This is a genomic window from Campylobacter sp. CNRCH_2014_2849 (genome assembly GCF_025772845.1).
Taxonomy (GTDB): Bacteria; Campylobacterota; Campylobacteria; order Campylobacterales; family Campylobacteraceae; genus Campylobacter_D; species Campylobacter_D lari_D.
On the sequence record NZ_JAKMSW010000033.1, the window covers coordinates 1 to 1,545 of the forward strand.

Here is a 1,545-nt window from a genome sequence, read left to right on the forward strand (position 1 = left end):
ATTCACCCCATTATACAAACTCCCACTAATAAAAGGCTTGTCTATATCATCATCTAAAAATGAAATAATAACTTCATCTCCTATTCTAGGTGTATGGTAAAAACCTGAATGATTGCTTGCTACATTACTAGCTACTCTTAAGAATGGACTATGGTGATACATGTTTGTTTTATTATCTAATTCTTCTTGATTAGCATAAAGATTAATCCTTACTTTAACTCTTCCATACTCATCAGTATAAATAGTATTTCTTTGATTTTCTATATTAAAATCTTCTCCTATAACTATACCCATGGTATTAATTGGAGGTTTTGGTTTGGATTTAAAACTAGGTGTAAAGGTTAAAAAAGATGGGGTAAGGGTTAAATTATTTGTATAAGATTTGCTTAGATTTAAGTCTTTAATATTTAAATTATCATTGGTATTGATAGTATTAGCTAAAATAGCATCATCAATTAAAATTTGTTCTTTTGCAATAATGGTATATTCTTTGGTGGTTTCTTCTTGAATATTAATTTTAATACTTTCATTTAAACTAAGATGATAAATATTGCTTTTTGCTTTTAGTATATTATTAAGTATAGTGTTTCTTTTTTCTTTTAGGGTAGGGGATTGTTTTAAATTAATATTTTGTGTAAAGGAATACTCACTTTCATAAGAATGCTCATTATAATGTACATTGGTGTTTTGTGCTTTAGTGCTTAAGGAATATAAACTTAAAGGTTGTTTGGAATTATTACTAGAATGAGTAAAAGCATTAGTTTGTATTTGTTTTTCTTTATTTAGTGCGTAAATACAAGTTTCATTAAGATGGTTGTTGATATTAGGATTAAAAACTATATCTTTTATTTTGCCTTTATGAGTATAAAAATCATAAAAATAAATATTATCTTTATCTTCATAAAAATAAATACCATGATTGTGTGCTAATCTTGTGATAAATTCTAAATCACTTTCATTGTATTGAGAAATCAATTCTTTAGTTTCATATATATGATGAATATTAGAAAAATCAATGTTTTTATTTAGCTTGGTGTTGTAATAGGCTAAGGTTTGTTTAATTACTTCTATTATGTTTGTATGAGTATAAATACGATTTGCTTTATTAAAATCAAGTCTTATTAAAGGAGAATGCAAGTTAAACTTAAAAAAATGTTTATGGTTTAATTGTTTAAAATTTTCTTTTACAATATTGCTAGCACTGCCTTGATTAACACCTAAATAGTCAACATAAGATATTATTCCCCGATAAATCATATCAATATTAGTTGAAAAGTCTATCTTTTTGTTTTCATAAGGATTTTTAATTATAAGTGAAGCTTCTTTATCAATAAGCATATTAGGATTAAATTCAATATTGTCATCACTAAAAATATCATTATTGATATTTTCATAAAAACCTTCACATTCACATAAAAAGATCTGATCCAAGCTTTCTTTTATAATGGCTTTTGTGATTTTAAAATCAAGTTTGTTAATTTTTAAATTAAGATAAGAGTTGTTTGTATTCATTAAAAAACCTTTGTTGGTATTGGGATTTATTGG

At 24.7% G+C, this 1,545-nt stretch carries 1 protein-coding gene; it reads right to left on the minus strand.

The window, feature by feature from the left end; translation table 11 throughout:
- Nucleotides 1-1,512 (minus strand): type VI secretion system tip protein VgrG (gene vgrG, locus L8X33_RS08550; RefSeq protein WP_263670489.1); only part of this gene is annotated, 1,512 nt, incomplete at its 3' end.
- Nucleotides 1,513-1,545 lie beyond the last annotated feature (33 nt).